The sequence below is a fragment of the Salinicoccus sp. Marseille-QA3875 genome, from assembly GCF_054950095.1.
Genome location: NZ_CM143103.1, coordinates 1607742 through 1633084, shown reverse-complemented (window position 1 = coordinate 1633084; position 25343 = coordinate 1607742). Strand labels below are relative to the sequence as shown.

The window sequence follows — 25343 nt, the reverse complement described above, 5'->3', positions numbered from 1 at the left end:
AAAAAGCCCCCGGGTTAATAATCATTAACCCGGGGGCTTGCTCATTCAACTCAATTTACAGTGCCGGACTCGCACCACCGTCAATATTTACGGCTACTCCTGTTATATATGATGCGAGATCTGAACATAAAAATGTAATCACGTTCGCCGCTTCTTTTGTCTCTCCGATCCGACCGAGCGGAATATCTTCATGACCTGTCGTCGCAAATTCTTCCCATGTAAGTTCAGGTGCTTTTTCCTGCCACATCTTCTCAATCTGATCACTGTGAATCAGGCCGATACATACTGCATTTACACGTATATTATACTTCCCTAAATCTTTGCTCATCGCTTTTGTCATGGAGAGGCCTGCGCTTCTTGAAACTGCAGTCGGCAATGTCGATGCTTCCGGGGCCTTCCCGGCAACTGCCGTCAGGTTCAATATTGCTCCGCCGTTCTCTTTCAAATGAGGCAAAGCCGCTTTTGACATCTTCACTGCTGATAAAAGTTTCAGGTTGAGGTCATCTTCCCAGTCACTGACTTCAACATCTTCAAAACTTTCGGCAAAGGCTCCTCCAGCATTATTCACCAGAACATCCAGACGGCCAAATTTATCAATGACCGCATCGATTATGTTTCCGCCGGCAGACGCTCCAGTGACATCCTGAACGATATATTCAACTTCACCGTATTCACTGAGCTCCTGCTGTGCCGTTTTCAGAGCATCTTCACCTCTGGCAACAAGCATCACTTTAGCTCCCAGTTTCAACATCTCTTCAGCTGTCTGTCTACCGATCCCTTTACTGGAACCAGTAATAACGACCACTTTACCTTCATACCCAAAATCCATCATAACGCCCCCATATCATTGTCTTTGATTCTAAGTTACCATTATGGGCACGATACCAACAGTTTTATGATTCCAGATTGACGTTGTGATATACATTCGACACGTCTTCAAGATCATCCAGGGCATCAATCAGTTCTTCAAACTGTTCACGGTCATCACTTCCCAGTGCCACTTCATTCTGTGCCAGCATGGACTGCTCTGCAACTTCGTATTCATCGACACCCATTTCATCCAACGCACTTTTTATTTCATGGAAACTGTGCGTATCACCATAGACGACGGTAAAATCATTTTCAGTTGTGACATCATTGACATCCACATCGTTCTCCATTAAATAAACAAGTGCTTCTTCACTGTCGAATCCTGTAAAGACAAACACTGAAACGGAATCGAACATGTAGCTGACAGAACCGCTCACACCCATGTTGCCGCCATTTTTACCGAATGCAGCTCTTAAGTCTGATGCCGTCCTGTTCACATTATTCGTCAGGGCATCGACAATGATCATCGAGCCGTTCGGGCCGAAACCTTCATAACGCAGCTCATCAAACGTTTCGTCATCTCCGCCTTTGGCTTTTTCAACGGCCTTATCCACAATATGTTTCGGCACAGAATAGGTTCGTGCACGGTCCAGCACAGCCTTAAGCGCCTGGTTGGTTTCCGGATCCGGTTCTCCTTTACGTGCAGCAACATATATTTCGCGACCGAACTTTGCATAGATACGGCTCGTATTCTGATCCTTTTGAGCTTTCTTTTCTTTAATATTGTTCCATTTTCTACCCAATTATTTCATCTTCTCTCTTCAAAAATTCTCCTATAATATAACATCATTCATCTTTTATTTCCAAAACGGCGGTATAGCTGAAGTATCCGTTTGATCAGGATTATCAAATCTATGAATAAGTTGAAGCCCATGACACGCGGGTTTCTATACTTGTTATTTTTCATCCTGTTAAAATCATACATTGTGAATCCGAGATATAGCAACAGACCCACGATTGTGATTGCAAATGCCAGCCAGTCCAGCTGGATAAAGAAGTTTAACAGCGATGAAAATATCAGTATCAGTAATGCCATGAACAAATATTTTCCCCATGAAGATATATCTTTCAAATAAAAATAACCGATTATACCAAAAAATATAAAGACGGCAACGGCTATCATGACGACCTGATAAAAAATCTCCGCATCGAATTGATTGATAAAGCCTTCAAACGTACCAAATGATACAAGGCCGATCAGAATCGCATAAATATGGCTGAGTATCGGCCCTGATCTGTTAAATCCTCTAACAAAGAATGAAATCATAATAATAGCAAACAGCGACATTGATAATGTCGGCCGCCATTCTTCAGGTAAAAATTGTCCAAAGTAGGTGCCGACACCAAATATCAACCAGTAATATAGAAAGAAAAGCCAGACTTTGCCGTGATTTTTTATCAATTTTTTCACCTCTGAATAATGTCTATAAAATTTAATACCCTGCATGAGCACAATCATGCATTTTGTGTAATTATATACTTAAATATTTCAATTATGACAAAAAATGCCCTAATATTTAAATTGTATTACAATTTGATTACATTGCTCAAATTCGAGATGAATTTTGATATTATTAGTTCTGTACTGAAAGTACATACATAAAACATACATATCAGTCATACACATATATATATATTAACATTATACTATGGAGGATATCATCTCATGAAAAAGGTAATCACAGCGCTGACAGCAACAGCTGCAATTTCTACATATGCATTTGCTGATGATGCAGAAGCATCTTCACATACTGTAAAAGGCGGAGACACACTATGGTCCATCGCTCAAAATAACAATGTAACAGTATCTCAATTAAAGTCATGGAACAACTTATCATCTGACCTGATTCTTGTAAATCAAAGCTTGAAAGTTTCAGGCTCTTCAAGCTCGAACAGCTCTTCTTCAAGCAGCACATCAAGCAGTTCAAGCAGCAGTTCCACAAGTTCATCAACATCAACGAGCTCAAACACTTCAACCGGCGGTTCTTACACGGTAAAATCCGGTGATACTTTAAGCAGTATCGCACGTGCCAACGGAATGAACTACAGAACATTAATGAGCATCAACAATATTTCAGGTCATATCATTCATCCTGGACAGACTTTGAAGCTTAGCTCAAACTCTTCTTCAAGCAACACATCAAGCTCAAACACAAGTTCAAACGCTTCATCAGCTTCAGATAACAGCTCAAGTGCATCAAGCTCAAGCAGCTCTGACTCAGGTTCAAGCTATAATGCACCGGCTCCGAGCAGTGCTTCATCATGGGGCACTAACTGGTACTACTGGGGAGACTGCACATGGTATGCATTCGAACGACGTAAGCAGCTTGGCAAACCGGTCGGAAACGGCTGGGGCAATGCAAGCAACTGGGCTGCCCAGGCTAGATCAGCAGGCTACAGTGTAAACAACAGCCCTTCAGTGGGTGCAATCATCCAGGCACATGCATGGACGAATAACGCATGGGGAATGGGCCACGTCGGTGTTGTTGAAAGAATCAATCCGGATGGATCAATCCTGATTTCAGAAATGAACTTCGGCACTGGCGTAGGTGTCAAAGGTCACAGAACACTAAGTGCTTCTCAGGCAGCAAACCACAATTTCATTCACTAATATAAAAAGAGAGAAATCGCATATACATGTGATTTCTCTCTTTTTTTCATTCTCTGGACTCGTGCCTGCTTATGATCATTTCAACCTGATAGATTCTATTGACCAGGGCATTGAGCGGGGCTTGAGTGAATATATATATGCCCCAAGGGAGATTCGGTTCAAAATCATGCAGGGCCATGATAAACTCTTCCTGATTCCCAAGTCTTCTGAACTCCAGCCTGGCGATCTTATTAGGCTGTCTTTTGGACAGTATGCCGCCGGTAATCTGGTAGAGTTCGATATCATCGACACTTTCCTCTCGATCATAAGTTACGACGAGTATCGGATGTTCCACATGAGAGAGATAGATTTTATATTCACCATTTTCGGCAACAACATTCATTACATTGTATAAGATTTCATTCAGCCATTCAAAATAATATTCAGCAACTCTTTTTACCGGCCACCCTTCAGGCAGCGGCGCCTTTTGAATACTTCTCACATTGTTATAATCCGATGCCTTATAGGACAGATTTTTACCATACCTTTTAACAGGTGTTTCAGTCACTTCTACAGGTGTGCCGTATGCACCCAGGATTTTCATGGTTTCACCCGAGCTGATTTCATCAGCAACATAGATCACCTGTTCCACGCCGTTCAATTTTGAGGCGCGTGCAATATTATCCGCTATCAATGAATAGATATCATAAAACTTTCCCTGCGTCAGACGGTTCAGTCTCATAATAGGGTCTTCAAAAAATATGACGATGTCAATGCCTTTCAGGGCTTCCTCCACTTCAGGAAGGATGAACAGATCTTTCTTCAATAAAGTGATGCCGGGAACATCTTCTTTCTGATTCGGGATTGAAAACGCAAACAGGTTATATTCTGATTTCAATTCTTTGTATAAGTTCTTTCCTATTCTTCCGCTTATGCCCATCAATAAAACATTTTTCAAAAAATCATTCCTTCCCAAGTCACTCTTTTGCTACATATCTTCCATCCATCACGACGATAATAATCAGCATTACCATTAAAATTATTCCTATAAACACAAACGGGATATCAAAATATGTCGTAAATATACCTGAAGAATATGATCCGAAGACCGAACCTATTGAAAAGAAGGCGTAAAAAATGCCGTTGGCTTTTCCACGTTCATATATTTCTGTATTCTCCGCAATAATTTTATTCATAGATGGAAATATCAGCGCAAAACCCGCACCGTAAATAACCATCACCACTAGAACTAATGATTGGCTCGGCGCAAAATGAAGCATCAGCATCGCAATACTGACTATGAATATGCCGAACATAACCAGTTTCATCGATTTGATTTTACTGTAGATTACATTGATCCGGGTCGCAAAAACAAGTATCGCAGTTAAACCGAAAACGGAGAGCAGCATGCCTGTAATATGGTCCTCCAGACCAATCAGACTCACCTTTATCGGCAGGCCGAAAGCAAGCGAACCGTTTGCCACCATCAATGTAAATGATGAAATATAGGCAATGATCAGCGACGGACGTGATAATAATTTCCGGTAACTGGTCACATTATGAGATGCTCTCTCTTCCTTGCTCATACTTTCTTTAATAAAAAATATCACCAGCAGTATTCCTGCAATATATATACAACCGAGCACGAAATAAACCGTCTGATAAGTTGCCAGACTGGAAATGATACCACCGAGCGCAGGTCCGAGCACGGCAGCAGACCCTATGGATATGCCAGTCAAAGCCATCGAACGACCCATTGCTTCCCGTCTTGATAAGTCAGCGACGAGGCTGAATGCGACAGGAGTCAGCATACCGGCTGAAAAACCATGGATGATTCGCAGAAAGAGTAGAGCTTCCACTGAATCGATAAGGGAATATGTCATTAAAGCAACGATATTCACGGCCATACCCGTCAACAAAATGTTTCTGCGGCCGATTTTATCGGACAAGTATCCGCCCGAAACGTTTCCAATCAGGTTGAAGAATGAATATGTAGCGACTATGACACCGGCAATATATTCAGTTGCTCCGAGAGAAAGAGCGAATGGTGTAATAATCGGCAATTCTATAAATAAATCCAAAAAACATATAAAGACGACAACAAACAATAATCTGCTCATGAAAACCACTTTCTCCGTATGATAAATACATATCCCATTATAACTGAATTACGGATATAAGTATTTCAAAACAACTTAGTAAAAAACAAAAGAAAAAGCTTAAGAATTATCTTAAGCTTTTCTGTGTTTATGCTTTATTAATTTTCTGTTCATATGCGTCGATGATTGCTGCTACAGCACCATCTCCAGTGATGTTTGTCGCAGTACCAAAACTGTCCTGCGCCATATAAAGGGCGATCATGAATGCCACCGCCGCTTCATTGAATCCGAGGTTTGCCATCAAAACGCCACTCGCTGCCATAATCGCGCCACCCGGTACACCCGGCGCTGCAATCATAACAACGCCAAGCAGCAGAATAGTTCCCAGTATCTCAAAAAATCCCGGCAGACTGTAATCCGGCAATACTGTCATGACGGCAATCGAACAGCTGACGATCGTAATCGTACTGCCTGACAGGTGTATATTCGCACACAGAGGCACAACGAAGTCGGCAATACGGTTACGGATGCCATTTTCTTTGACCCGTTTGAGCGTCACCGGAATCGTTGCAGCACTGCTCATCGTACCAAGAGCTGTAAAGTAAGCCGGCAGCATGGTCTTGATCATAACAAAAGGGTTCTTGCCGATTGCAATGCCTGCAATCGTATATTGGACAGTAATCCATACCCAATGTAATAGAATTGCAACTAATAAGACGACACCGAATACTGCCAGCGTATCGAACACCGTACCTGTTGCGGCCATTCCTGCAAATACACCTGCGATATAAAACGGTAAAATATTGATGATTACTTTTTCAATGATATATTCTGTAATCACCTTGCCGTCGTCCACCCATTTCCTCATCGTATCCGTCTTTGTCACTGTAATGACGATACCTATCGCAAATGCCAGAACAAGTGCTGATAAAATGTCCATTACCGGCGGAATTTCAAATTCAAAAAATGGAGCCAGTTCCGTACCTTCTTCCGGTACGGATCCACCATCGGTAATACGGGGCATTACCAATATCGCAACAAAATACGCGAGCAGCCCGGCACCGATGGTCGATATGTAAGCAACGCCCAGCGTCGCACCTACTACTCTTCCTGAACCGCCTGTTATTCTTGAAATACCCGAGGCGATAAAGAACAAAATGATGAATGGAATGGTAAAGAATATGATTGATCCTAAAATCGCCTCACCTGTTACAAATAAACGTGCAAGCAGTTCAAAGAAGGTGCCCCCGAAAGCATAGTACAAAGTACCAACAGTAACCCCCACTAAAATACCTGCAATAAGTCTGATTATTAACTTCAAAATTTCTCCCCCTTAATAGAGCTTAAGTCGATTATACATTATACAATTATAAAATAAATAAAAATTCATGTATTCATGAAAAGGTTTTCGTAACTTTTTCCACTCTACACTTCAAACACTTTTTCATAAGCAGCATACCAGTCATCCAGGTTTTCATCCAGATTCAACTGCCCTTTAAATTCATAACCATTCTTCTCAAATTGGTATTGCATCTTTTCATTTTCAAGTGATGTATCTGTATGTATGCCTTTGATCCCTTTAGCAATTAATCTGCTTTCGATTTCTTTCATCATTTTGGAGGCGATGCCCTGTCCCTGGAATTCCGGACTCACAGCCATTCGGTGAAGTGCTCTGGAATCGGCTCTCGTCAGCTCCCATGGAATGTCGTCGTACGGATAGGGATGTTTATTATCGACCACCGCAAAGCCTTTTATCAGGTTATTTTCTTCGTACACATACAGCGACCGGTCTTCAAGATCTTCCCTGAATATTCTTTCATCGGGATATTCATCCGACCACTGCGTGTTGCCCGATGCCTGCATTATCGGGACGACCTTTTCTGTGATATTCAAAATATATGGCAGGTCTCTTTTTTCCGCTTTTCTTAAAAACATAATCATCACTCCATATCGTTTTACAATATTTTATACGTATCCGTCTATTATTTTTGACAGGACTATTGTATAATGTAATTATCTATTATAGTAGAGGGGATTTGTAAAATGTTCAAATTTGATAAAAACACAGTCCCTTATCACATCTCAAACATGGTATTCTATTTATTTACATTGGCATTTCTCGGCCTCTTATATTACTTTGCTTTCCTGCCGCCTTTGGTGGAAGGAAATACAGGCGGCATGTTTGCCAACTTAGGATTCGGAGAAATCGTGGGGATTTTCTTCTTCCTGGTAGTTATAATAATACCGTTACTGGTTTTATACGGAGCCGTATATCACGCTTACAAACTGATCACTTACAATAAAGGCAGTAAAACTGCAGCTGAATAATAGTTCTTGGGATGGGAAAAGGGAAAAGTGCTTAAAGCTCCGGCTTTAAGCACTTTTATTTATCTGTTATTTATCGTTTCCGGATACGTGTCATGTTCCATCAGCCTTTTATCAGCCATCACTTCATATTTGGTTGCCGGCCGACCGTAGTTGCAGTACGGGTCGATTGAGATGCCGCCTCTCGGTGTGAATTTCCCCCATACTTCTATATACCGCGGGTCCATCAGTTCAATCAGATCATCCATGATCATATTGACGCTGGACTCATGGAAACCGCCGTGATTTCTATAGCTGAACAAGTAGAGCTTCAACGATTTTGACTCCACCATCTTGACATCCGGTATATAAGAAATGTAAATCGTCGCAAAGTCCGGCTGATTTGTAATCGGACAGAGCGTTGTAAATTCCGGACAGTTGAACTTTACAAAGTAATCCCGTCCCGGGAATTTATTGTCAAATGTCTCCAAAACATCAGGATCGTAATCAAAGCTGTATTTGACCTCCTGATTGCCGAGCAATGTTAAATCTTCAGTATTTTCTTCTGACATATTATCCCGCCTTATTTAAAATAAAGAAAGTCATGTCCTTTTCTAAGGCACATGACTTTATATGTGTGACTTAGTTTTTTATAGAGGGTTGGGAGCTAAGAACCTCTTTCATATCTTCTTTGATATTATACTATATACGCTCTGCATATGACAATGCCGCCCGGCTATACGCCCTGCTTGTTGCTCCACAATAATGTGTGAAGCTGCGGCAGGATTCTGACGTTATTCATACGCTGGTCGTTCATCGTCATTTCAACCAGCTGTTCATAGCGGCTGAGCAGTTTTTCCGTATGATTATCCACATTTTCACCATCGAGATAAGGATTGCCGACCTGCAGGTAAAATGCTTTGTCCGGGTATCTTTTATGCATATCTGCGGCATATTCGAAGTCTTCTTCGTCAAAGATGACCACTTTCAAGTTGTATGATGCTTCACTTTCATCCAGCCTGGTGAATATATGTTCAAGTTTACCGTAATCGGTATTCATTCCGGAACTCGGCGGCTTCGGGCTGATCGTGATGTCATCGATCAGCTGGAGCCAGTCCTGATACATGGACCCCTGCGTTTCCACAGCAAGCCTGATTCCTTTTTCCTTGGCCTGCTCAACGAAAACTTTAAGGTTTTTAAGAAGCACCGGATTGCCTCCGGAAATCGTTACATGATTATAGTTATTTTCAGCCAGTGCATCGAGTGATTCAAATATATCATCAGCGCTCATCATCCGGATATTTTCTTTCTGACTGCCGTCCCAGGTGAACTTGGAATCACACCAGCTGCACTGGTAGTCACATCCGGCAGTTCTGACGAACATCGTCTTTTGACCGATGACCGCACCTTCCCCTTGAAAAGTGGGGCCGAAGATTTCCAATACAGGTATTTTCATTACTTATCGTTCTCCTTTGGGCGGTAGACCACATAGCTTGTCGGTGTTTCTTTCAGTATGATCTGCAGGCATTTCAATTCGTTCGGCTGTTCTTCTTTTATATATTGATCCACCATTTCATAAATCACTTTCGCCAGTGTTTCAGAGGTTGGCGGAATCTCACTGAATGCTTCATGTTCATTTAACAGTCTGTGATCAAAAGCTTCCATGATGAGATTTTTCAATGCTGAAAAATTCACCAGAAAACCAAGTTCATCCAGTGTATCCCCTGCAATTGTAATATTCACATGGTATGTATGCCCGTGAACCCGCTCGCATTTGCCCGCTCTTTTATCCGGTATGAAATGTGCAGCGGAAAAGTTCAAATCTTTATTCAGTTCATATTCGTAATCATGACTCGGTATCGGGTACATCATGGTCATCCCCTCTTTCATTCAAGTATTCATCGAGACCTTTATTCCTCAGTTCGCAGGCTGGACACTCCCCGCAGCCGTCGCCGATGACACCTTCGTAACATGTCAGCGTGTGTTCCCTCACATAGTCCAGCTGACCCAGTTCATCCGCCATCGCCCATGTTTCTTTTTTATCGAGCCACATCAGCGGTGTCTCTATAATAAAGTCCTCATCCATCGCAAGATTTGCAGTAATATTCATCGACTTTATGAATATATCGCGGCAGTCCGGATAGCCGCTGAAATCAGTCTGGCATACACCAGTCATGATCGTCCCCGCTTTAACCTGGTATGCAAGCGCCGCGGCAAATGATAGAAATATCATGTTCCTTGCCGGTACAAATGTATTCGGTACGCCTTTGTCATCTTCTTCGATGGCCATGTCGTGTGAAGTCAATGCATTGGGACTGAGCTGAGACAGCAGGTTCATGTCCAGAACATGATGTTTTAAATTGTGTTCAACAGCAATATTTTTGGCCACATCAATTTCCAGCGCGTGTCTCTGACCATACATAAAAGTGACGAGCTCGACTTCTTCATAATTTTTCATGGCATAAAACATGCAGGTCGTAGAGTCCTGACCGCCTGAAAAAACGACTAATGCTTTTTTAAGATTCATAATCCACCGTTCCTTTAAATATTCATTAATCATTAAATTCTAACAGTTTCAGCATGATTTAGCCATGCGTGTCACAATTATATAACAATAATTACATACAATTGACTTCATAAACGTTATGCATTTTGATATAATAGTAAACTGTATTAACTATCAGGTATAACCTGCAATTATAAATGATAGGTGGAATAGACAATGGAATATCGAGTATTACTTTATTATTACTACACTGATATCGTCGATCCCGACGGCTTGAGCAAAGAGCATTTGAGAATCTGTAAAGATATGAATTTAAAAGGCAGAATCTTACTCGCCAATGAAGGAATCAACGGAACAGTATCAGGCACTGTAGAAGATACTGACAAATACCGTCAGTACATGGAAAATCACCCATTATTCAAAGGCATGACTTTCAAAGTGGACGAAGCAGATGGACACGCATTTAAGAAAATGCATGTAAGGCCGCGTCCCGAGCTTGTAAACTTGAGCCTGGAAGATGACATCAACCCTCATGAAATCACCGGCGAGTACTTGTCACCGGCTGAATTCTATGAAGAAATGCAGAACGAAGATACAGTCGTTCTGGATGTACGCAACACTTATGAATATGACGTTGGTCATTTTAGAGGCGCCATCCGGCCGGAAGTGGATACTTTCAGAGACACACCTGAATGGGTACGCGAAAACCGTGAACTGTTCGAAGGTAAAAAAGTGTTGACCTACTGTACAGGCGGCATACGCTGTGAAAAATTCTCAGGCTGGCTGAAGCGTGAAGGATTTGAAGATGTTGGACAGCTCCATGGCGGCATCGCGTCATATGGTAAAGACCCTGTGGCTAAAGGACAGCTGTGGGACGGTATGATGTATGTCTTTGATGAAAGACTGACAGTCCCCGTCAACCAGGTTGAACACAATATTGTAGGAAAAGATCACTTTGACGGCACACCATGTGAAAGATATATAAACTGTGCAAATCCTGAATGCAACGCCCAGATCATCGCTTCAGAAGAAAACGAAGCATACCATTTAGGCGGATGCTCACTCGAATGCGCAGATAATTCACGCAACCGCTACATCGTGAAAAATGAACTGTCAAAAGAATACGTGGAAACACGTCTTGAAGAATTAAGAAATTCAGATTTTGCTGATTTCGATATGATCGGCGACTTTAAAGGTTAATACAAATGATTGAGATGAAGAGCCTTGATAAGGCTCTTTTTATTTTGGGCTGAGTTTTGCTGGCGGTTTCGCGTGGTGACCGTTTAGTTGGCGACAAATTCTGACCCATCTAAACACTATATCGCCTCTGCCGTTTAGTTAGCGACAAATTCTGACTCATCTAAACACTATATGTCTTTAGCCGTTTAGTTGGCGGTATATCCTGAGCTATCTAAACGCTATATGTCCCCAGCCGTTTAGTTGGCGGTATATCCTGAGCTATCTAAACGCTATATGTCCTCAACCGTTTAGTTGGCGACAAATTCTGACCCATCTAAACATCTATAGGATGTAAAACATCCTATGTGAAAACTCCCTCCTCAGAGGAGCAGCCTCATCGCCTACACAGCAACCATAAATTCTCAAAACAAAAAGCAGGCCCGCTCCTTACACGTAGCCTACTCTTCACTTTTCATCTTCGCTTCTTTTTTCCGTCGCCGGTTTTCTTTTATTTTCACTAGATAAATACTGATTTCATATAGAACGATCATAGGTGACACTGTAATCATATGTGTGAAAAAGTCAGGCGGAGCGATGAGTGCTGTAATGACAAGCAGCCCAAAATAGACGTATAACCGCACGTTTTTCATGATTACCGAATCAAGGAGCTCTATATGATGCAGGAATAAAACGATGATCGGCAGTTGGAATATCAATCCAAACGGCATAGTGGTTATCAGCAAAAATGACATGTACTCATCCGCGGTGACAAGCACGTCAAAGTTCTGTTGTCCCATCTGAATCAGAAAGTAGTAACTGATGGGATGGACAACAAAATATCCGAAACCTATTCCGAGTAAAAACAGCCCCATCATCAAAGGAAAATATGACTTTAGAAAATTCGTCTCCTTCTCCACCAGTCCCGGTCTCATAAACTGCCATAAATAATAACATATGAATGGAAGACTTAAACCGACGCCGAGCGATCCTGCCGTTCTCAAGTAGAAACGGATGACTTCAAAAGGCCCCCGTACGATCAAGTCGTGTCCTTTAGTCAAATAAGGGAACCAGAACTGTATTGTTAAAAATATCAGAGTGAAAAATATAATGAATATGACGACTGATTTTATTAAGAGGCCCCGTAGATCATCCAGATGCTCGACCAGGGTGGCATCCGGCTGATCGACCGTCACACGGTGTCTTTTTTTAGTTTTTGATATTCCGTCATCCGTAATCTGCTGCAGTGTCTGTTTTCGTTTGTTTTTATCTTCTCCACTCACAAATACTCACCTCTGCCATAGAAACAGGATATTTCCAGCTTTACATCATTCATCTGAAGGTTCTTTAAAACTGACAATGACTCTTCCTCTGACCTGCCCTTTTAACATCTCTCTTAATGTGCCGGGCAAATCTTGCAAAGTAATTTCGTTGACAATATCATCTGTGAGCTTGGACGGCTTCAAGTCCGCTGCCAGCCTGTCCCAGATTTTCTTTCTGCCTTCCATCGGATACTTAACCGAATCCACACCGATCCATTGAACGCTTCTGGAAATGAAAGGTAGGACTGTCGTATGCACGTCCACACCGCCGACCAGTCCGCATGTTGCTACAAAGCCGCCATAGTCCAAACTGCTTAAAATAAACTGCGTTGTTTTGCCACCGATCGGGTCAATCGCTGCAATCCACTGTCTTTTACGGATGGATTTCTCATTGTCATCAAAAATTTCATCACGGTGTATCACCCGTTTTGCACCGATGGATTTTAAATATTGTGCTTCTTCAGTATGTCCGGTACTCGCTTCCACATGGTATCCCAGATCATGCAGCATATTGACGGATAAACTGCCGACTCCGCCACTTGCACCGGCTACGAGTACTTTACCGTCTTCCGGTTTCAATCCGTTCTGTTCCAATTTATCAATTGACAGCGCTGCAGTGAATCCTGCCGTGCCCAAAGTCATTGCTTCCCTCAAAGTCAGTCCTTTAGGCAGAGGTACCAGCCATTCTGAGGGAATTCTCGCCATCTGGCTGAATCCACCGAAATTCCGCGTGCCTATATAATAACTTGTAGCAAGTACCTGGTCCCCCGGTTTAAATTTTTCGCTCACGGATTCCACCACTTCACCTGCTAAATCTATACCCGGAATCATTGGAAATTTTTCTGCAAACTGTCCGTTCACCGCAATTAAGGCATCTTTATAATTCACACTTGAATAATGGACTTTAATCAATACATCCCCTGCTGTAAGCTGATCAGTCGTCATTGTCTTTATGGACATTTCAGGATTGCCCTCCACCTTTTCTACTACCAATGCATCAAAGTCGCTCATATTCATCCACCCCTTTAAATATAATTACTCAGCATTCTCATCTCTCACTTTAGTGCCTGCCATCAAATCATGAAGGGCACGCTTATCTTTCCTTGTAATCATCATCACACCTGACAGTAATAAAAACAATCCAAATGTCAGAATATAGACAACTAATATGAAAAGCTCCCTCTTCATCATGATCTGCCATGTTACATCCCGGCCATCCACCTGCGTAATCCTGATACCCAGCAGCCTTTTTCCAACCGACCAGCCATACCAGTTCACCGGCAGAGAAATCATATACACTGTTACAATCAATAACATGAATAAATTAAATACGAAATTCGCTCTTGGTTCTATGACAAAATCATAGCCAACAGTAAAACTCAATAAAAATACGATTGGCACGCCGATCATCAGTCCGTCTATTATACGGGCAAAAAACCGCTGCCATAATTTTGCCGGAAAAATCAAAATCTGTCCTCCTGTATGCTTATCTACGTCTGTTCATTATACATTAAATTAATTCAGTTTTTCCAAATTGACGCTGCCCACTCCGATGATTTCAACTAAGTCACCATCTTCGATAGTCATGACAAATGATTCTCTGCCGCCCTCGCCGGGGTTGCCTATGGCATTTCTTGATGTCACATAAGCCTCGGCACGAGAAGTTTCTATATAACCGACCAGCTCTGTCTCTCCTGCTGAAATTCTATAGTCTCCCGCTTCAATATTCTGACCTGCGACATGCATCCCGGATGGCAGTTCATCTTCATATTCCGTGGATACAGGCGTCAACGTGAAGCTTTCATCACCAGTGACTTCTATAGTATCCCCCTCACTCAAATAAACGAGTAATTCTGTAGGATAGCTGGTTTGATCTGCCGCACTGTCTTCATCCGTCAATACTTCACCAGCAACATATCTGTCTTCATCATTATAAATTCTTAAATAGGAACCATACTCCGAAGTTGTCGTAATACTGTATCGGCCAGGCACAATATCATCTCCAGCGGTATGTTCACCTTCTTCTATGGTTGTCTCTTCACCCTCGCCGTATAAGTGACTGAAGTCGAATTGTTCATACATAGGGTCGAGTTCTTCGTCTGTTTCCTCAGCCGGTACTTCATCCGGCTCTTCCTGTGCAACTTCTTCATCCGTCGTTTCTTCTTCCGGGACCTCAGTCTCTTCTTCTCCGGATGATTCATCATTGTTCTCAGATTCTTCAGTTGAAGATCCGCCGCCTATCGCATTATTGATTTCATCTGCAAGCTCATCAAACGGATTGCTGCAGGCCAGTAATATGATACTGCTGAGAAATAGAACAGTCATTAAACGAAATTTTTTTAGTTTCATATGTAGCTCCCTCTGTGTTTTATGGTTATGTTACCACACTCTTAAATGGATCAGCGGTAAAATTTCAAATAAACATTCCTCACTATTAGTATATAATAAAACCAACAGAAAATTTAGGGGGAGTATCATGACATTCGATGATTATGTAGAAAATATCGATGGAAAATGGAAAGACAGCTTTTTAAAAACATGGGCCACTATAGAAGAACATTTACCTGAAGGATTTACAGTTGATATCCAGCACGGCATGCCGGGATTCTCAGTTCCAAAATCCACATATCCCGAGGGTTATCATGTCGACCAGACACCTCTTCCGTTTATCGGTGTCGCCGCACAAAAAAGGCATTTAGCCGTCTATCACATGGGAATTTACCGGGATGCTGAGCTGTATGACTGGTTCATCAATGAATATCCAAAGCATATGGACACCAAATTGAATATGGGAAAGAGCTGCATACGTTTCACCAACCCAAAAAAAGTGCCGTATGAATTGCTGGGAGAGCTGGCAGAAAAAACAACTGTAGAGGAATGGATAGAACTATACGAATCTAAACTGAAATAATTTCATTAAGCTGTCAAGGGCATTGAACCCCGGGAAGATCATTTCTGGTAAAGAATCAAATTTAATATAAAGAAAGCACCATCTGCTCGTGACTTCAGATGGTGCTTCTATATATATAAAATCATTGGATGTTTTGTTTATAACTCTATTATCATTACATAGCCCGCCATGACTATGTGATTATAATCACTAAATCAAAAGTTTTTAATTTATCTAATGACTTTACTGTTTTCCCTAAGATATAAAAGAACCGGAGCACATTGACAGCATGCTCCGGTTCTAAGTTTAAATCTGTAATTTTATGCTTCTGCATTCCATCGTAAAACAGGCTTACGTGAAGCTCTTGTTTCATCCAGGCGTTTGACAGAAGTTTTGTGTGGTGCACTGTGGATGATGTCCTGATTATTCTCAGTTTCATCTGCAATCTGATTCATAGTATCTATGAAGTGATCCAAAGTTTCTTTAGATTCAGTTTCAGTAGGTTCTATCATGAGTGCTTCATCCACAATTAACGGGAAGTAAACTGTAGGTGGGTGAATATCGAAGTCCATCAGACGTTTTGCGATATCCAATGTTGAAACACCTTGTTTCTTCTGTTTATTTCCGGAAATTACAAATTCGTGTTTACAGTGCTGTGTGAACGGAAGCTCAAATTTGTCTTCAAGGCCGCGCATGATATAGTTGGCATTCAGTACAGCGCCTTCCGAGACTTTCTTAAGTCCTTCTGCACCCAGTGTACGGATGTATGTGTACGCACGGACGTTGATTCCGAAGTTACCGTAATAAGTTTTTACCATGCCGATTGACTGTGGAAGATCGTAGTCGAAATCATAGACGCCGTCTTTTTCAGTGACAACAGGTTTAGGCAGGTAAGGTTTCAGTTCTTCCGTTACACCGATTGGACCTGAACCAGGACCACCGCCGCCGTGAGGGCCAGTGAAAGTTTTGTGCAGGTTCAAGTGAACCGCATCGAAGCCCATGTCTCCCGGACGAGTGTAACCCATGATCGCGTTAAGGTTTGCACCATCATAGTACATTTTACCGCCCGCTTCATGAACGATTTCTGACATTTCAAGAATTTCAGTTTCAAACAGACCTAAAGTGTTAGGGTTTGTCAGCATAAGTCCCGCAGTGTTTTCGTTAACTACTTTTTTCAAGTCTTCAACGTCAACAAGACCTTTATCGTTTGATTTAACTTCAACCACTTTAAATCCTGCAACAGCAGCAGATGAAGGGTTAGTCCCGTGAGCGGAGTCAGGTACGATGATTTCATTACGGTGTGATTCACCATTAGCTTCGTGGAAAGCTTTAAAGATCATCAATGCTGTCCACTCACCTTGTGAACCGGCAGCCGGCTGCAGTGTGATTTCATGCATTCCGGTAATTTCTTCAAGGTGTACCTGAAGATCGTACATCATTTCAAGAGCACCCTGGATTGTGCTTGTATCCTGGTAAGGGTGGATATGACTGAATCCTGGTAATCTGACAACATCTTCGTTGATTACCGGGTTATATTTCATTGTACATGATCCTAGTGGATAGAATCCTGATAAAATACCGAAGTTGCGGTTGGATAATCCAGTATAGTGGCGCATTAATTCCAGTTCATCAACTTCAGGAAGGTTAGCTTGTACTTTACGTACGTACGCTTCGCCAACTTCTTCTTCCAGGTTCACTTCCGGAACATCAAGCGCCGGCAGGTTGTAACCGTTTCTGCCTTCTTTACTGCGTTCAAAAATTAATGGAAAGTTCTCATTAGCCATTATTGATATCCCCCATTTCTTTTACAAATGCATCAATCTGTTCTTTAGAACGGATTTCAGTAGTAGCTATCAACATATGATTTTCGAATTCAGGATATACTCTGCCAAGGTCGAACCCGCCGACAAATCCTTTTTCAAATAACTTCTGATTAACCTCGGATACCGGTTTAGAAAGTTTAACTACAATCTCATTGAAGTACGCTCCGCTGAATACAGCTGGAAGGTTAGCTTCTGACAGCTGATTTTTAGTATATCTCGCCTTTTGCATGTTCAGCTCGGACATCTCTTTAACACCGTTCTTACCAAGTGCACTCATGGCAGCTGAGCTTGCCACTGCATTCAATGCCTGGTTTGATGTGATGTTTGAAGTTGCCTTCTCACGTCTGATATGCTGCTCTCTTGTCTGAAGAACCAATACGAAACCGCGCTGGCCATCTTCGTCCACTGTTTCACCAACGAAACGTCCAGGCACTTTACGCATTAATTTTTTAGTTGTCGCGAAATAACCACAGTGCGGACCGCCGAACTGTGCAGGGATACCGAATACTTGTGTATCACCAACAACAATGTCAGCTCCGAATTCTCCCGGAGGCGTCAAGTAGCCAAGTGCCAACGGGTTGCTTGAGACGACAAACATAGATTTAGGTTGTTTTTCAACAATTTCATTTATTTTTTCAAGTGGTTCAATCTGGCCCAGGAAGTTAGGGTATTGAACGATGACTGCAGCAGTATCTTCGTCATGCTCTTTTTCTAAGTGGTCAAGGTCTGTCTTACCATCTTTGAGATCGATTTCCACTACTTCAAGGTTTTTACCTTTTGAAGCTGTTTTAACCAACTGACGATGCTCAGGATGGACAGCAGACGAAATAAGTACTTTCTTTTTCTTACTTTGGCCGACACTCAGGTTTACAGCTTCAACAACTGCTGTACCACCATCATAGAGCGACGAGTTTACAATAGGCATAGCTGTAATCTCAGAAATCATTGTTTGGAATTCAAACATAGCCTGTAGCTCACCTTGCGTCATTTCAGGCTGATATGGCGTGTAAGAAGTATAGAACTCCTGCCTTGAAATAACGTGGTCCACTACTGATGGGATAAAGTGATCATATACCCCGGCACCCAAGAACGATGTGTACTCTGTCAAGTTAGCGTTCTTTGCCGCCATTTTTGTGAGTTCTTGCTTTAATTCATACTCACTGGTAGGTTTTTTAAGTTGTAATTCTCTGTCCAGTCTAACTTTTTCAGGAATATCCGAAAAAAGTTCGTCAGTGGACTTTGCACCGATTTTTTCAAGCATTTCTGCTTTATCAGTTTCAGTAACTGGTAAATAACGAAAATCCATTAAAATTTCCTCCTTATTTATCATTCAAGATAATTTGATTTCTGATGTGATTAGTTTATGCCATACACTAGTCATTATAAATGATTTCGAAGAGATTAACAATTTTTTCACAATAAAATAGCAGTATATTTGATATATCTTTAAAATTTTGTCAAAAACATAATATTCATGATTAATTAAGTGCATAATGACACAATAAATTCTAAGTATTCTTTCTATGACCCACCTGCACAGCAAGCACGATTATACGTTCATCTTTAATTCCAGCTATAATCTGATATTGCAATTCCATAAAAATCAGCCATGTAAGAAAGCCATTCTTTTTCCTCATCACTCACACGAATCGTAATTGTAGCCATAACATCCTCTCTTTTGTGTTACTTTATAACACAAAGAGAGACGGATTATAATTTATCCGGAAACACGAATCCTCTTTCTTGTTTCAGAGTTTTTTCAATTCCTTGCAGGACTTCTTCGACATCGGACAGGTTGGAAATCTCGTATTTATCAATGTCCAGATTATACACCGGTGAAATTTCCTTTTTCTGATATTCTTTTATAAACTTATTTTCATAAATGTCATACAATTCCTGATAATATTGATACAGCCCCGGGTCACCTTCAATCTGTTCGTATGGTCTGCCGCGCTTTTTTATTCTCCTTATCGCTTCATCAAAAGACCCGTGGACAAACACCATCAGATCAGGAGACTTTTTAATTTTGACCTGTTGTTTATACAGATCATGGATTTCCTGCATCATGTTTTCATGCAATTCCAAATAAGTATTGTATTCCGCTTCATCCATGGATCCATTCTCATATTGTAACCTTGCAAATACCATGGCATCCTCATAAATGGAACGGTCCAGAACTGTGTTTGGATGGTTCATTGCCTCTTTCAGTGCTTTAAACCTATGGTTTAGGAAATACACCTGCAGATGGAAGCTGTACCTTTTTGGATCTTCATAAAATTTTGCAAGGAAAGGATTCCCTTCCACTTTTTCTATCAGTAATTCAGTGCCAAAATGTTCTGCTATTATCCCGCCCCATGCTGTCTTGCCTGCGCCTATCGTACCTGCCAATGTTATCAATGTTTTTCCTCCTATATGTCGTCAGTATGTACTCGAAGAGATACGCCTTCAATCTGAACAATAAATGGACTCCTTCACATATTTCTGCAAAGGAGTCTTGTGTTCAAATATTTGTATTAATATTTTCATTTTGATTTTTTCTTATTCAGTATACCATTTCACACAGTAAATTCTCTGCCCTCTGGATAATTTTTCTGATATAATTACACAGGTTAATCATACCCTTTGAGTATTTATACAATGATTGGAAGTGGAGTCTTATCTATAACGAAGAGCAGAATTCATTATTGCATAACCCTACAGGGAAAAAGAGGATGCAGCTTGCATTCCTTCTCGGTCTGCTTGCTATTTTGGGGCCGCTCAATATTGATATGTATCTGCCTGCTTTTCCCGGTATTGCCGGGGATTTAGGCACCAGTGCAACAATGGTACAGGCCAGCCTGACTTCATGTCTGCTCGGTCTTGCTATCGGTCAGGTGGTCATCGGTCCGGTCAGTGACGGTCAGGGCAGAAGGAAGCCTTTATTAATAGCCACTTCCCTGTTTGCACTGGCATCTGTGCTATGTGCATTCGCCCCCAATATAACAACTCTGATCGCCGCTCGTTTTGTACAGGGTTTCACAGCTGCAGCAGGGGTTGTGCTGTCAAGAGCGGTCGTCCGGGATGTGTTCAGCGGGAAAGCTCTGACAAAATTCTTTGCTCTGTTGATGGTAATCAATGCAGTCGCCCCGATGATGGCACCGATAGCAGGCGGGGCGATTCTTTCTTTCGAGTTTACAAACTGGCAGAGCATTTTTATCTTTTTAGCTTTTATCGGTGTTTTGATTGTTGTAATTACCGCCCTCATGTTAAAGGAAACACTGCCGCCTGAGAATCGGATTTCGAGCTCTCTTGGCGCTTCAGTCAGGACGATGGGAAATTTACTTAAAGACCGTTCGTTCATCGGTTACGCACTGGTTGTCGGCTTCGTCCATGGCGGGAGCTTTGCCTATGTATCCGGCACACCTTTCATATACCAGGAAATCTATGGTGTGTCGCCGCAGACATTCAGCATCCTTTTCGGGATAAACGGCCTGGCCATCATAATAGGAAGCTTCATTATCGGACGATACGGTGGCATCATTCCTGAAAGGAAACTGCTTCATACAGCAGTGACGATTGCACTCGTGACAACTTTCATTCTGCTGATCATGACTATCATCGAAGGGCCGCTCGCTTCCATTGTCATACTGATCTTCATATACATGACGACCATGGGAATGGTGATAACAAGCACCTTCACCCTCGGCATGTCAAAACAGGGACACCGCGCCGGCAGCGCCAGCGCTGTTCTCGGAATGCTCCCATTGACGCTCGGCGCTGTATTCACACCGCTCGCCGGTATTGATGAAACATCTGCGGTCCCGATGGGAATGATATTATTTTCCACGGTACTGATAGGCTTTGCTGTATTCCATCTGCTTGTTAAAAGAGAGGCAGTGGAAGAATGACTTCTACAATGTGTATGATTTTACTTCTTCCACCTTGCCCGACTTTGCGGCACTGCTGAAAGTATAGACGTCACAAAAATCAATTTTCGAACCATCATATAGAGTAATCACAGCGTTTATCGAAGCGAATTTACCGTGTGTGATGACTTGAAAAATTTCAAGAGAATCGATTTTCTCTTTTTCATGATTCGGATCAGACAGCAGGGCATTGAGTCCTGCTGTTTCTTTTTGTTCTTTCAAATGATTCCATATGATGTCTTCATGAGCGTATTCCTCAATGATATCGCTCTGCCCTGTTAGTACAGCGACTGTAAAATCAATGACAATCTGTTTTCTGGGTGCATTGTCACAGCCTTTCGGAATGATAATTTCCATTTCATTTAATTTATTCTCCATCGTCCCACCTCCTAATGTTTTATCACGTGATCTGCAAATCATTTCCATATGGAACCCCTTTTTACAGAGTATAGCTTAAAAAGGTGTATTTTTACAGGGATGAGTGATTATTGTATCGTTCGCAGCTGTCACATTCGCCACGCTTAAAACCAAAGCAGTCAGAACGTGAAGTTGCATGTTTAAGTAAGAACGATAAAAAAAGGGACACCTATAGAATCAAACAGGTGTCCTTTTAATATTTTATGAATCCGAAGCTTTAAAATACCTCGGAAATTCTTATGTTGTGACATTCACTCGCTAACTTACTTTCTAAACTTTTGTCCTATATTCATATAAACAACCATAAAGAAAGTAATGAATATAAATAGTATAAGACCAGCAACAAATAACCAATCAATACCGTATACTTCGCTAAGTACCCAGAGAATCATACTGAAGGCCAGAACAAACATCATTTTTCCCATAAACTTTGACAGTTCAGTCTTATCATATTTCTCTTTTTCTTTAGCAGACATTGTATTATATCCTGCGATTAAGAAAGAGCCTTTGCCATTCACTAGAAAGATTCCCAAGACAATGAATATGCTTATTACAAAAATCATGACTATCATGTGGGTTCCCCTTAAAATAATTGCTGACTTAAATATTCCTCTTTTCTCCAGTCAGGAATTGATTCCGACATGGCAGTACTAACCATCGTGGAAGTGTACATTAAAAATGCCGGAAAGTTCAAGTGATTAATTCAATTCATATCGCTTGTTCCCAAGCTTAATCGGACCGCTATTGGTTGGTTTGTCTGTGGATACCATACTTTTAAAAAAACAAATAAGGTTGTAACTTACGTCACAACCTTTTCATCATTTATTTTATAAGGTCGTTTATTTTCACCCGGGTACTTTTCAAAATGTCAGTATTCACTTGCCCGAATTTTTTTCTGACAATATTTTTGGAGAGCGTATACACTTTATCTGTTCTAATTTCTGATGTTACTTTAAGCACTCCCTCTATTAAATCTTTTGATTCAATCATTACTGAATACTCAAGTCCTTTTATTTTTGAAGTGATGGCTGACACTACGATATCTTAAGCAGCTTCATTATAGCTATTGTTTGAAATAATCAGTACAGGACGTTGCTTTTGATACTTTAAATCGCTGAATGGAACTGGGATTAAAACAATATCACCTTGTCTATACATTATTCCAAACCTCGTCATCGAGGTCATTATCCCAAAAATCCAGACTGCTCTCACTTGCTTTAGACAGTTCTTCAGATATATTTTCTTCTCTTTTAGCTTTCAAATATTCCGCAAAATCCAGAATTTTATCTACTTCCTGTTCAGGGATCTCATCAATAATTTTAAGCAATTTATCCTTAGTTGTATTCATGTATTGCCCACCCCTTCCATGAATAATTTATTTTATTATATCATCCTATGGTAGGATAAACTATATATCCAAAATCGAAATATTAATATAGGACAGTGTACTGGAGGTATAATTCCAGATCCACACATCTTATCTTAAAACGTATTGGAAACAAATTCCCCGACTTTCTCTGCTCCACTCATCGATTATTATGCTATCTTCCAGACCTACTCCACCGTCACCGATTTAGCCAAGTTTCTCGGTTTATCGACATCGTTGCCTCTGTGCAGTGCTGCAAAATAGGAAATGAACTGATAGACGATGACGGAGACCAGTGGTGTCAACATGCTGTGCACTTTGGGAATGACGTATGCATCATTATCCGTTTCCAACCCCTCCATCGCTATCGTGCAGACGTTCGCCCCTCTGGCTTCGACTTCCTGGGCATTGCCTCTGATATTGAGATTCACTTTTTCCTGGGTGGTCAATGTAAACACAGGGGTGCCTTCTTCAATCAAGGCGATTGTGCCGTGCTTCAGTTCCCCGCCGGCAAATCCTTCTGCCTGGATATAGGAGATTTCTTTTAATTTGAGCGCACCTTCAAGACCGACGTAATAATCCATTGTTCTGCCGATGAAGAACGCGTTTCGTGTTGTTTCCAAATATTTTTTGACAATCTGTTCTATTGTCTCTGAATCATCGATGACGGCAGTGATTGCTGTGGTCACTTTAGCCAGCTCTTCAATCAAGTTGATATTGATGTCTTTACCCAGTTCACGTGCTGCAACCTGGGCCAGTATCGATAATACCGCTATTTGCGCTGTATACGCTTTTGTGGAAGCAACAGCAATTTCCGGACCTGCATGCAGTATTAACGTCTGCTCCGCTTCACGGGACAATGTCGAGCCGGGGACATTGGTGATTGTGAGTGTTTTATGCTGAAGTTTCTTCACTTCGACAAGTACAGCACGGCTGTCTGCTGTTTCACCTGACTGTGAGATGAATATGAACAACGGTTTTTCAGACAGCAATGGTGTGTTATATACAAACTCTGAAGCCACATGCACTTCTGTCGGAAGTCCTGCCCATTTTTCGAAATACTCTTTACCGATTAGACCTGCATGGTAGCTGGTGCCTGCTGCAATGATGTATACACGGTCCGCATCATTGATCTGGTCAATGACTGCCGGATCGATTTTAAGTTCACCATCTGCATCCTGATATTCCTGGATGATTTTCCTCATCGCTGCCGGCTGTTCATTGATCTCTTTTAACATATAGTGGTCATATGTTCCTTTTTCAATATCACCTTCATCAATCTCAGCGATGTATGAATCCCTTTCTACAGTTTTGCCAGCCTTATCTTTTATGACAATTTCATCTTTTTTCAGTGTTACAACTTCACCATCCATAAGCTCGACAAACTCATTCGTCAAATGCAGCATTGCCATCGCATCAGATGTGATGACATTGAATCCATCGCCTTTCCCGAGTAGCAGCGGGGATTTATTTTTAGCGACATAGATCACATCTTTATCTTCCTTATCCATGAGACCCAGTGCATATGAACCATGTAGTACATTTAAAGTTTTCTTGAAAGTTTCTTCTGTATCCATACTCTCTGTAGAAAATTTAGAGATGAGTGCCACAATGATTTCCGTGTCTGTACCGGATATGAATTCCGTATCCTGGAGATATTCCTCTTTAATCTGTTCATAGTTTTCAATTACACCGTTGTGAACCAAAGTAAATCTCCCGTCAGCACTTTGATGCGGGTGCGCATTTGTCACACTGGGCGGGCCGTGTGTGGCCCAACGGGTATGTCCGATGCCGGTTGTAGCATTAAAGTCGGCGTCCACTGTGTCCCTTAAGTCTTTGATACGTCCTGCCTGTTTAAAAACTTTTAATTCCTGTTCGTTTCGCACACTGATCCCCGCGGAGTCATAACCGCGGTATTCCAGCTTCTCCAGCCCTCTTAATAAAATCTCTTTAACATCCTGTTCTCCGATGTATCCTACAATTCCGCACATAAAGCATCTGCTCCTTTGACATTACAATTATGAACCAGTGCTTTGTCCCAATGGTTGCCCATATGGTTTTAACAACTGGTGTAA

At 41.5% G+C, this 25343-nt stretch carries 28 protein-coding genes, 1 pseudogene and 1 riboswitch; of the genes and pseudogenes, 5 read left to right on the top strand and 24 right to left on the bottom strand.

Annotated elements, in window-relative coordinates; all coding sequences use genetic code 11:
- Window positions 1-55 precede the first annotated feature (55 nt).
- The 3 genes from ACY8DT_RS08390 to ACY8DT_RS08380 all read right to left on the bottom strand — a co-directional run bounded on the left by ACY8DT_RS08390 (window position 56) and on the right by ACY8DT_RS08380 (window position 2272).
- Window positions 56-829, bottom strand: a complete 774-nt coding sequence (locus ACY8DT_RS08390; RefSeq protein ID WP_462419856.1) for an SDR family NAD(P)-dependent oxidoreductase — start codon at window positions 827-829, stop codon at window positions 56-58.
- Window positions 830-893: 64 nt separating this feature from the next.
- Window positions 894-1613, bottom strand: a complete 720-nt coding sequence (locus tag ACY8DT_RS08385; protein WP_462419855.1) for a YebC/PmpR family DNA-binding transcriptional regulator — start codon at window positions 1611-1613, stop codon at window positions 894-896.
- 47 nt (window positions 1614-1660) lie between these two features.
- On the bottom strand, window positions 1661-2272 hold the full coding sequence (locus ACY8DT_RS08380; RefSeq protein ID WP_462419854.1) for a Bax inhibitor-1/YccA family protein: 612 nt from the start codon (window positions 2270-2272) through the stop codon (window positions 1661-1663).
- 264 nt (window positions 2273-2536) lie between these two features.
- Between ACY8DT_RS08380 and ACY8DT_RS08375 the strand changes: the two genes are divergently transcribed.
- Window positions 2537-3481: a CHAP domain-containing protein gene (locus tag ACY8DT_RS08375; protein ID WP_462419853.1), complete on the top strand. Its 945-nt coding sequence runs from the start codon at window positions 2537-2539 to the stop codon at window positions 3479-3481.
- A gap of 46 nt (window positions 3482-3527) precedes the next feature.
- Here ACY8DT_RS08375 and ACY8DT_RS08370 read toward each other — a convergent pair whose 3' ends face one another.
- The 4 genes from ACY8DT_RS08370 to ACY8DT_RS08355 form a co-directional block, all read right to left on the bottom strand.
- Window positions 3528-4418, bottom strand: a complete 891-nt coding sequence (locus ACY8DT_RS08370; protein WP_462419852.1) for a Rossmann-fold NAD(P)-binding domain-containing protein — start codon at window positions 4416-4418, stop codon at window positions 3528-3530.
- A gap of 19 nt (window positions 4419-4437) precedes the next feature.
- On the bottom strand, window positions 4438-5580 hold the full coding sequence (locus tag ACY8DT_RS08365; protein ID WP_462419851.1) for an MFS transporter: 1143 nt from the start codon (window positions 5578-5580) through the stop codon (window positions 4438-4440).
- Between the two features lie 127 nt (window positions 5581-5707).
- On the bottom strand, window positions 5708-6880 hold the full coding sequence (locus ACY8DT_RS08360; protein WP_462419850.1) for a dicarboxylate/amino acid:cation symporter: 1173 nt from the start codon (window positions 6878-6880) through the stop codon (window positions 5708-5710).
- Window positions 6881-6984: 104 nt separating this feature from the next.
- A complete protein-coding gene (locus ACY8DT_RS08355; protein ID WP_462419849.1) occupies window positions 6985-7494 on the bottom strand; it encodes a GNAT family N-acetyltransferase in 510 nt (169 codons plus the stop codon).
- 108 nt (window positions 7495-7602) lie between these two features.
- Between ACY8DT_RS08355 and ACY8DT_RS08350 the strand changes: the two genes are divergently transcribed.
- Window positions 7603-7887, top strand: a complete 285-nt coding sequence (locus ACY8DT_RS08350; protein ID WP_462419848.1) for a hypothetical protein — start codon at window positions 7603-7605, stop codon at window positions 7885-7887.
- 59 nt (window positions 7888-7946) lie between these two features.
- On the opposite strand, the gene queF is transcribed toward ACY8DT_RS08350, so the two are convergent.
- The 4 genes from queF to queC form a co-directional block, all read right to left on the bottom strand.
- Window positions 7947-8435: a preQ(1) synthase gene (queF, locus tag ACY8DT_RS08345; RefSeq protein WP_462419847.1), complete on the bottom strand. Its 489-nt coding sequence runs from the start codon at window positions 8433-8435 to the stop codon at window positions 7947-7949.
- A 64-nt stretch (window positions 8436-8499) separates the two neighbouring features.
- Window positions 8500-8547: riboswitch (PreQ1 riboswitch) on the bottom strand.
- A gap of 52 nt (window positions 8548-8599) precedes the next feature.
- The gene (queE, locus tag ACY8DT_RS08340; RefSeq protein WP_462419846.1) at window positions 8600-9319 is read right to left on the bottom strand and encodes a 7-carboxy-7-deazaguanine synthase QueE; all 720 of its coding nucleotides are present in this window, start codon (window positions 9317-9319) and stop codon (window positions 8600-8602) included.
- Entirely contained in the window at window positions 9319-9732 is a 414-nt protein-coding gene (gene queD / locus ACY8DT_RS08335; protein ID WP_462422247.1) for a 6-carboxytetrahydropterin synthase QueD, read from the bottom strand. Before queD ends, queE begins: the two co-directional genes overlap by 1 nt.
- Window positions 9710-10390, bottom strand: coding sequence for a 7-cyano-7-deazaguanine synthase QueC (gene queC / locus ACY8DT_RS08330; RefSeq protein WP_462419845.1), 681 nt, complete (start codon window positions 10388-10390; stop codon window positions 9710-9712). Before queC ends, queD begins: the two co-directional genes overlap by 23 nt.
- Before the next feature lie 195 nt (window positions 10391-10585).
- On the opposite strand from queC, the gene trhO reads away from it, so the two are divergent.
- On the top strand, window positions 10586-11569 hold the full coding sequence (gene trhO, locus ACY8DT_RS08325) for an oxygen-dependent tRNA uridine(34) hydroxylase TrhO (RefSeq protein WP_462419844.1): 984 nt from the start codon (window positions 10586-10588) through the stop codon (window positions 11567-11569).
- Window positions 11570-12006: 437 nt separating this feature from the next.
- Here trhO and tatC read toward each other — a convergent pair whose 3' ends face one another.
- From tatC to ACY8DT_RS08305, 4 genes are read right to left on the bottom strand one after another with little or no spacing between them, the layout of a single operon-like run.
- Complete coding sequence (gene tatC / locus ACY8DT_RS08320; RefSeq protein WP_462419843.1) at window positions 12007-12828, bottom strand: twin-arginine translocase subunit TatC; 822 nt, start codon at window positions 12826-12828, stop codon at window positions 12007-12009.
- A 45-nt stretch (window positions 12829-12873) separates the two neighbouring features.
- Window positions 12874-13878: an acrylyl-CoA reductase family protein gene (locus tag ACY8DT_RS08315; RefSeq protein ID WP_462419842.1), complete on the bottom strand. Its 1005-nt coding sequence runs from the start codon at window positions 13876-13878 to the stop codon at window positions 12874-12876.
- A 24-nt stretch (window positions 13879-13902) separates the two neighbouring features.
- Window positions 13903-14334 (bottom strand): RDD family protein, encoded by a 432-nt coding sequence (locus tag ACY8DT_RS08310; RefSeq protein WP_462419841.1) that lies wholly within the window; start codon window positions 14332-14334, stop codon window positions 13903-13905.
- Between the two features lie 48 nt (window positions 14335-14382).
- The gene (locus ACY8DT_RS08305) at window positions 14383-15216 is read right to left on the bottom strand and encodes a hypothetical protein (RefSeq protein WP_462419840.1); all 834 of its coding nucleotides are present in this window, start codon (window positions 15214-15216) and stop codon (window positions 14383-14385) included.
- 127 nt (window positions 15217-15343) lie between these two features.
- Between ACY8DT_RS08305 and ACY8DT_RS08300 the strand changes: the two genes are divergently transcribed.
- Entirely contained in the window at window positions 15344-15778 is a 435-nt protein-coding gene (locus ACY8DT_RS08300; RefSeq protein WP_462419839.1) for a DUF1801 domain-containing protein, read from the top strand.
- A gap of 299 nt (window positions 15779-16077) precedes the next feature.
- Here ACY8DT_RS08300 and gcvPB read toward each other — a convergent pair whose 3' ends face one another.
- From gcvPB to ACY8DT_RS08285, 4 genes are all read right to left on the bottom strand, one after another.
- The gene (gene gcvPB, locus ACY8DT_RS08295) at window positions 16078-17541 is read right to left on the bottom strand and encodes an aminomethyl-transferring glycine dehydrogenase subunit GcvPB (RefSeq protein ID WP_462419838.1); all 1464 of its coding nucleotides are present in this window, start codon (window positions 17539-17541) and stop codon (window positions 16078-16080) included.
- The gene (gene gcvPA / locus ACY8DT_RS08290) at window positions 17534-18886 is read right to left on the bottom strand and encodes an aminomethyl-transferring glycine dehydrogenase subunit GcvPA (protein WP_462419837.1); all 1353 of its coding nucleotides are present in this window, start codon (window positions 18884-18886) and stop codon (window positions 17534-17536) included. The genes gcvPB and gcvPA overlap by 8 nt, the downstream gene beginning before the upstream one ends.
- A gap of 257 nt (window positions 18887-19143) precedes the next feature.
- On the bottom strand, window positions 19144-19245 hold the full coding sequence (locus tag ACY8DT_RS14080) for a YlcI/YnfO family protein (protein WP_510177639.1): 102 nt from the start codon (window positions 19243-19245) through the stop codon (window positions 19144-19146).
- 45 nt (window positions 19246-19290) lie between these two features.
- On the bottom strand, window positions 19291-19977 hold the full coding sequence (locus ACY8DT_RS08285; RefSeq protein WP_462419836.1) for a deoxynucleoside kinase: 687 nt from the start codon (window positions 19975-19977) through the stop codon (window positions 19291-19293).
- Window positions 19978-20291: 314 nt separating this feature from the next.
- On the opposite strand from ACY8DT_RS08285, the gene ACY8DT_RS08280 reads away from it, so the two are divergent.
- Window positions 20292-21467, top strand: coding sequence for a Bcr/CflA family efflux MFS transporter (locus ACY8DT_RS08280; RefSeq protein ID WP_462422246.1), 1176 nt, complete (start codon window positions 20292-20294; stop codon window positions 21465-21467).
- Window positions 21468-21470: 3 nt separating this feature from the next.
- Here the strand turns inward: ACY8DT_RS08280 and ACY8DT_RS08275 are convergent, their stop codons facing one another.
- The 5 genes and pseudogenes from ACY8DT_RS08275 to glmS form a co-directional block, all read right to left on the bottom strand.
- Window positions 21471-21863, bottom strand: a complete 393-nt coding sequence (locus ACY8DT_RS08275; RefSeq protein ID WP_462419835.1) for a hypothetical protein — start codon at window positions 21861-21863, stop codon at window positions 21471-21473.
- A 302-nt stretch (window positions 21864-22165) separates the two neighbouring features.
- A complete protein-coding gene (locus tag ACY8DT_RS08270; protein ID WP_462419834.1) occupies window positions 22166-22474 on the bottom strand; it encodes a DUF3784 domain-containing protein in 309 nt (102 codons plus the stop codon).
- Window positions 22475-22724: 250 nt separating this feature from the next.
- Window positions 22725-23060, bottom strand: a pseudogene (locus ACY8DT_RS08265) (type II toxin-antitoxin system PemK/MazF family toxin).
- Window positions 23053-23250, bottom strand: coding sequence for a DUF2281 domain-containing protein (locus tag ACY8DT_RS08260; RefSeq protein ID WP_462419833.1), 198 nt, complete (start codon window positions 23248-23250; stop codon window positions 23053-23055). The pseudogene ACY8DT_RS08265 and the gene ACY8DT_RS08260 overlap by 8 nt, the downstream one beginning before the upstream one ends.
- Window positions 23251-23456: 206 nt before the next feature.
- Entirely contained in the window at window positions 23457-25259 is a 1803-nt protein-coding gene (gene glmS / locus ACY8DT_RS08255) for a glutamine--fructose-6-phosphate transaminase (isomerizing) (protein WP_462419832.1), read from the bottom strand.
- Window positions 25260-25343: the final 84 nt, after the last annotated feature.

What these genes read in the sequence shown, in the direction of transcription:
- ACY8DT_RS08390 (WP_462419856.1), bottom strand. Translation starts at nt 829, where the DNA reads ATGGATTTTGGGTATGAAGGTAAAGTGGTCGTTATTACTGGTTCCAGT.
- ACY8DT_RS08375 (WP_462419853.1), top strand. Translation starts at nt 2,537, where the DNA reads ATGAAAAAGGTAATCACAGCGCTGACAGCAACAGCTGCAATTTCTACA.
- ACY8DT_RS08365 (WP_462419851.1), bottom strand. Translation starts at nt 5,580, where the DNA reads ATGAGCAGATTATTGTTTGTTGTCGTCTTTATATGTTTTTTGGATTTA.
- ACY8DT_RS08355 (WP_462419849.1), bottom strand. Translation starts at nt 7,494, where the DNA reads ATGTTTTTAAGAAAAGCGGAAAAAAGAGACCTGCCATATATTTTGAAT.
- ACY8DT_RS08350 (WP_462419848.1), top strand. Translation starts at nt 7,603, where the DNA reads ATGTTCAAATTTGATAAAAACACAGTCCCTTATCACATCTCAAACATG.
- queF (WP_462419847.1), bottom strand. Translation starts at nt 8,435, where the DNA reads ATGTCAGAAGAAAATACTGAAGATTTAACATTGCTCGGCAATCAGGAG.
- queE (WP_462419846.1), bottom strand. Translation starts at nt 9,319, where the DNA reads ATGAAAATACCTGTATTGGAAATCTTCGGCCCCACTTTTCAAGGGGAA.
- queD (WP_462422247.1), bottom strand. Translation starts at nt 9,732, where the DNA reads ATGTACCCGATACCGAGTCATGATTACGAATATGAACTGAATAAAGAT.
- queC (WP_462419845.1), bottom strand. Translation starts at nt 10,390, where the DNA reads ATGAATCTTAAAAAAGCATTAGTCGTTTTTTCAGGCGGTCAGGACTCT.
- trhO (WP_462419844.1), top strand. Translation starts at nt 10,586, where the DNA reads ATGGAATATCGAGTATTACTTTATTATTACTACACTGATATCGTCGAT.
- ACY8DT_RS08315 (WP_462419842.1), bottom strand. Translation starts at nt 13,878, where the DNA reads ATGAGCGACTTTGATGCATTGGTAGTAGAAAAGGTGGAGGGCAATCCT.
- ACY8DT_RS08305 (WP_462419840.1), bottom strand. Translation starts at nt 15,216, where the DNA reads ATGAAACTAAAAAAATTTCGTTTAATGACTGTTCTATTTCTCAGCAGT.
- ACY8DT_RS08300 (WP_462419839.1), top strand. Translation starts at nt 15,344, where the DNA reads ATGACATTCGATGATTATGTAGAAAATATCGATGGAAAATGGAAAGAC.
- gcvPB (WP_462419838.1), bottom strand. Translation starts at nt 17,541, where the DNA reads ATGGCTAATGAGAACTTTCCATTAATTTTTGAACGCAGTAAAGAAGGC.
- gcvPA (WP_462419837.1), bottom strand. Translation starts at nt 18,886, where the DNA reads ATGGATTTTCGTTATTTACCAGTTACTGAAACTGATAAAGCAGAAATG.
- ACY8DT_RS14080 (WP_510177639.1), bottom strand. Translation starts at nt 19,245, where the DNA reads ATGGCTACAATTACGATTCGTGTGAGTGATGAGGAAAAAGAATGGCTT.
- ACY8DT_RS08280 (WP_462422246.1), top strand. Translation starts at nt 20,292, where the DNA reads ATGCAGCTTGCATTCCTTCTCGGTCTGCTTGCTATTTTGGGGCCGCTC.
- ACY8DT_RS08275 (WP_462419835.1), bottom strand. Translation starts at nt 21,863, where the DNA reads ATGGAGAATAAATTAAATGAAATGGAAATTATCATTCCGAAAGGCTGT.
- ACY8DT_RS08270 (WP_462419834.1), bottom strand. Translation starts at nt 22,474, where the DNA reads ATGATAGTCATGATTTTTGTAATAAGCATATTCATTGTCTTGGGAATC.
- ACY8DT_RS08260 (WP_462419833.1), bottom strand. Translation starts at nt 23,250, where the DNA reads ATGAATACAACTAAGGATAAATTGCTTAAAATTATTGATGAGATCCCT.
- glmS (WP_462419832.1), bottom strand. Translation starts at nt 25,259, where the DNA reads ATGTGCGGAATTGTAGGATACATCGGAGAACAGGATGTTAAAGAGATT.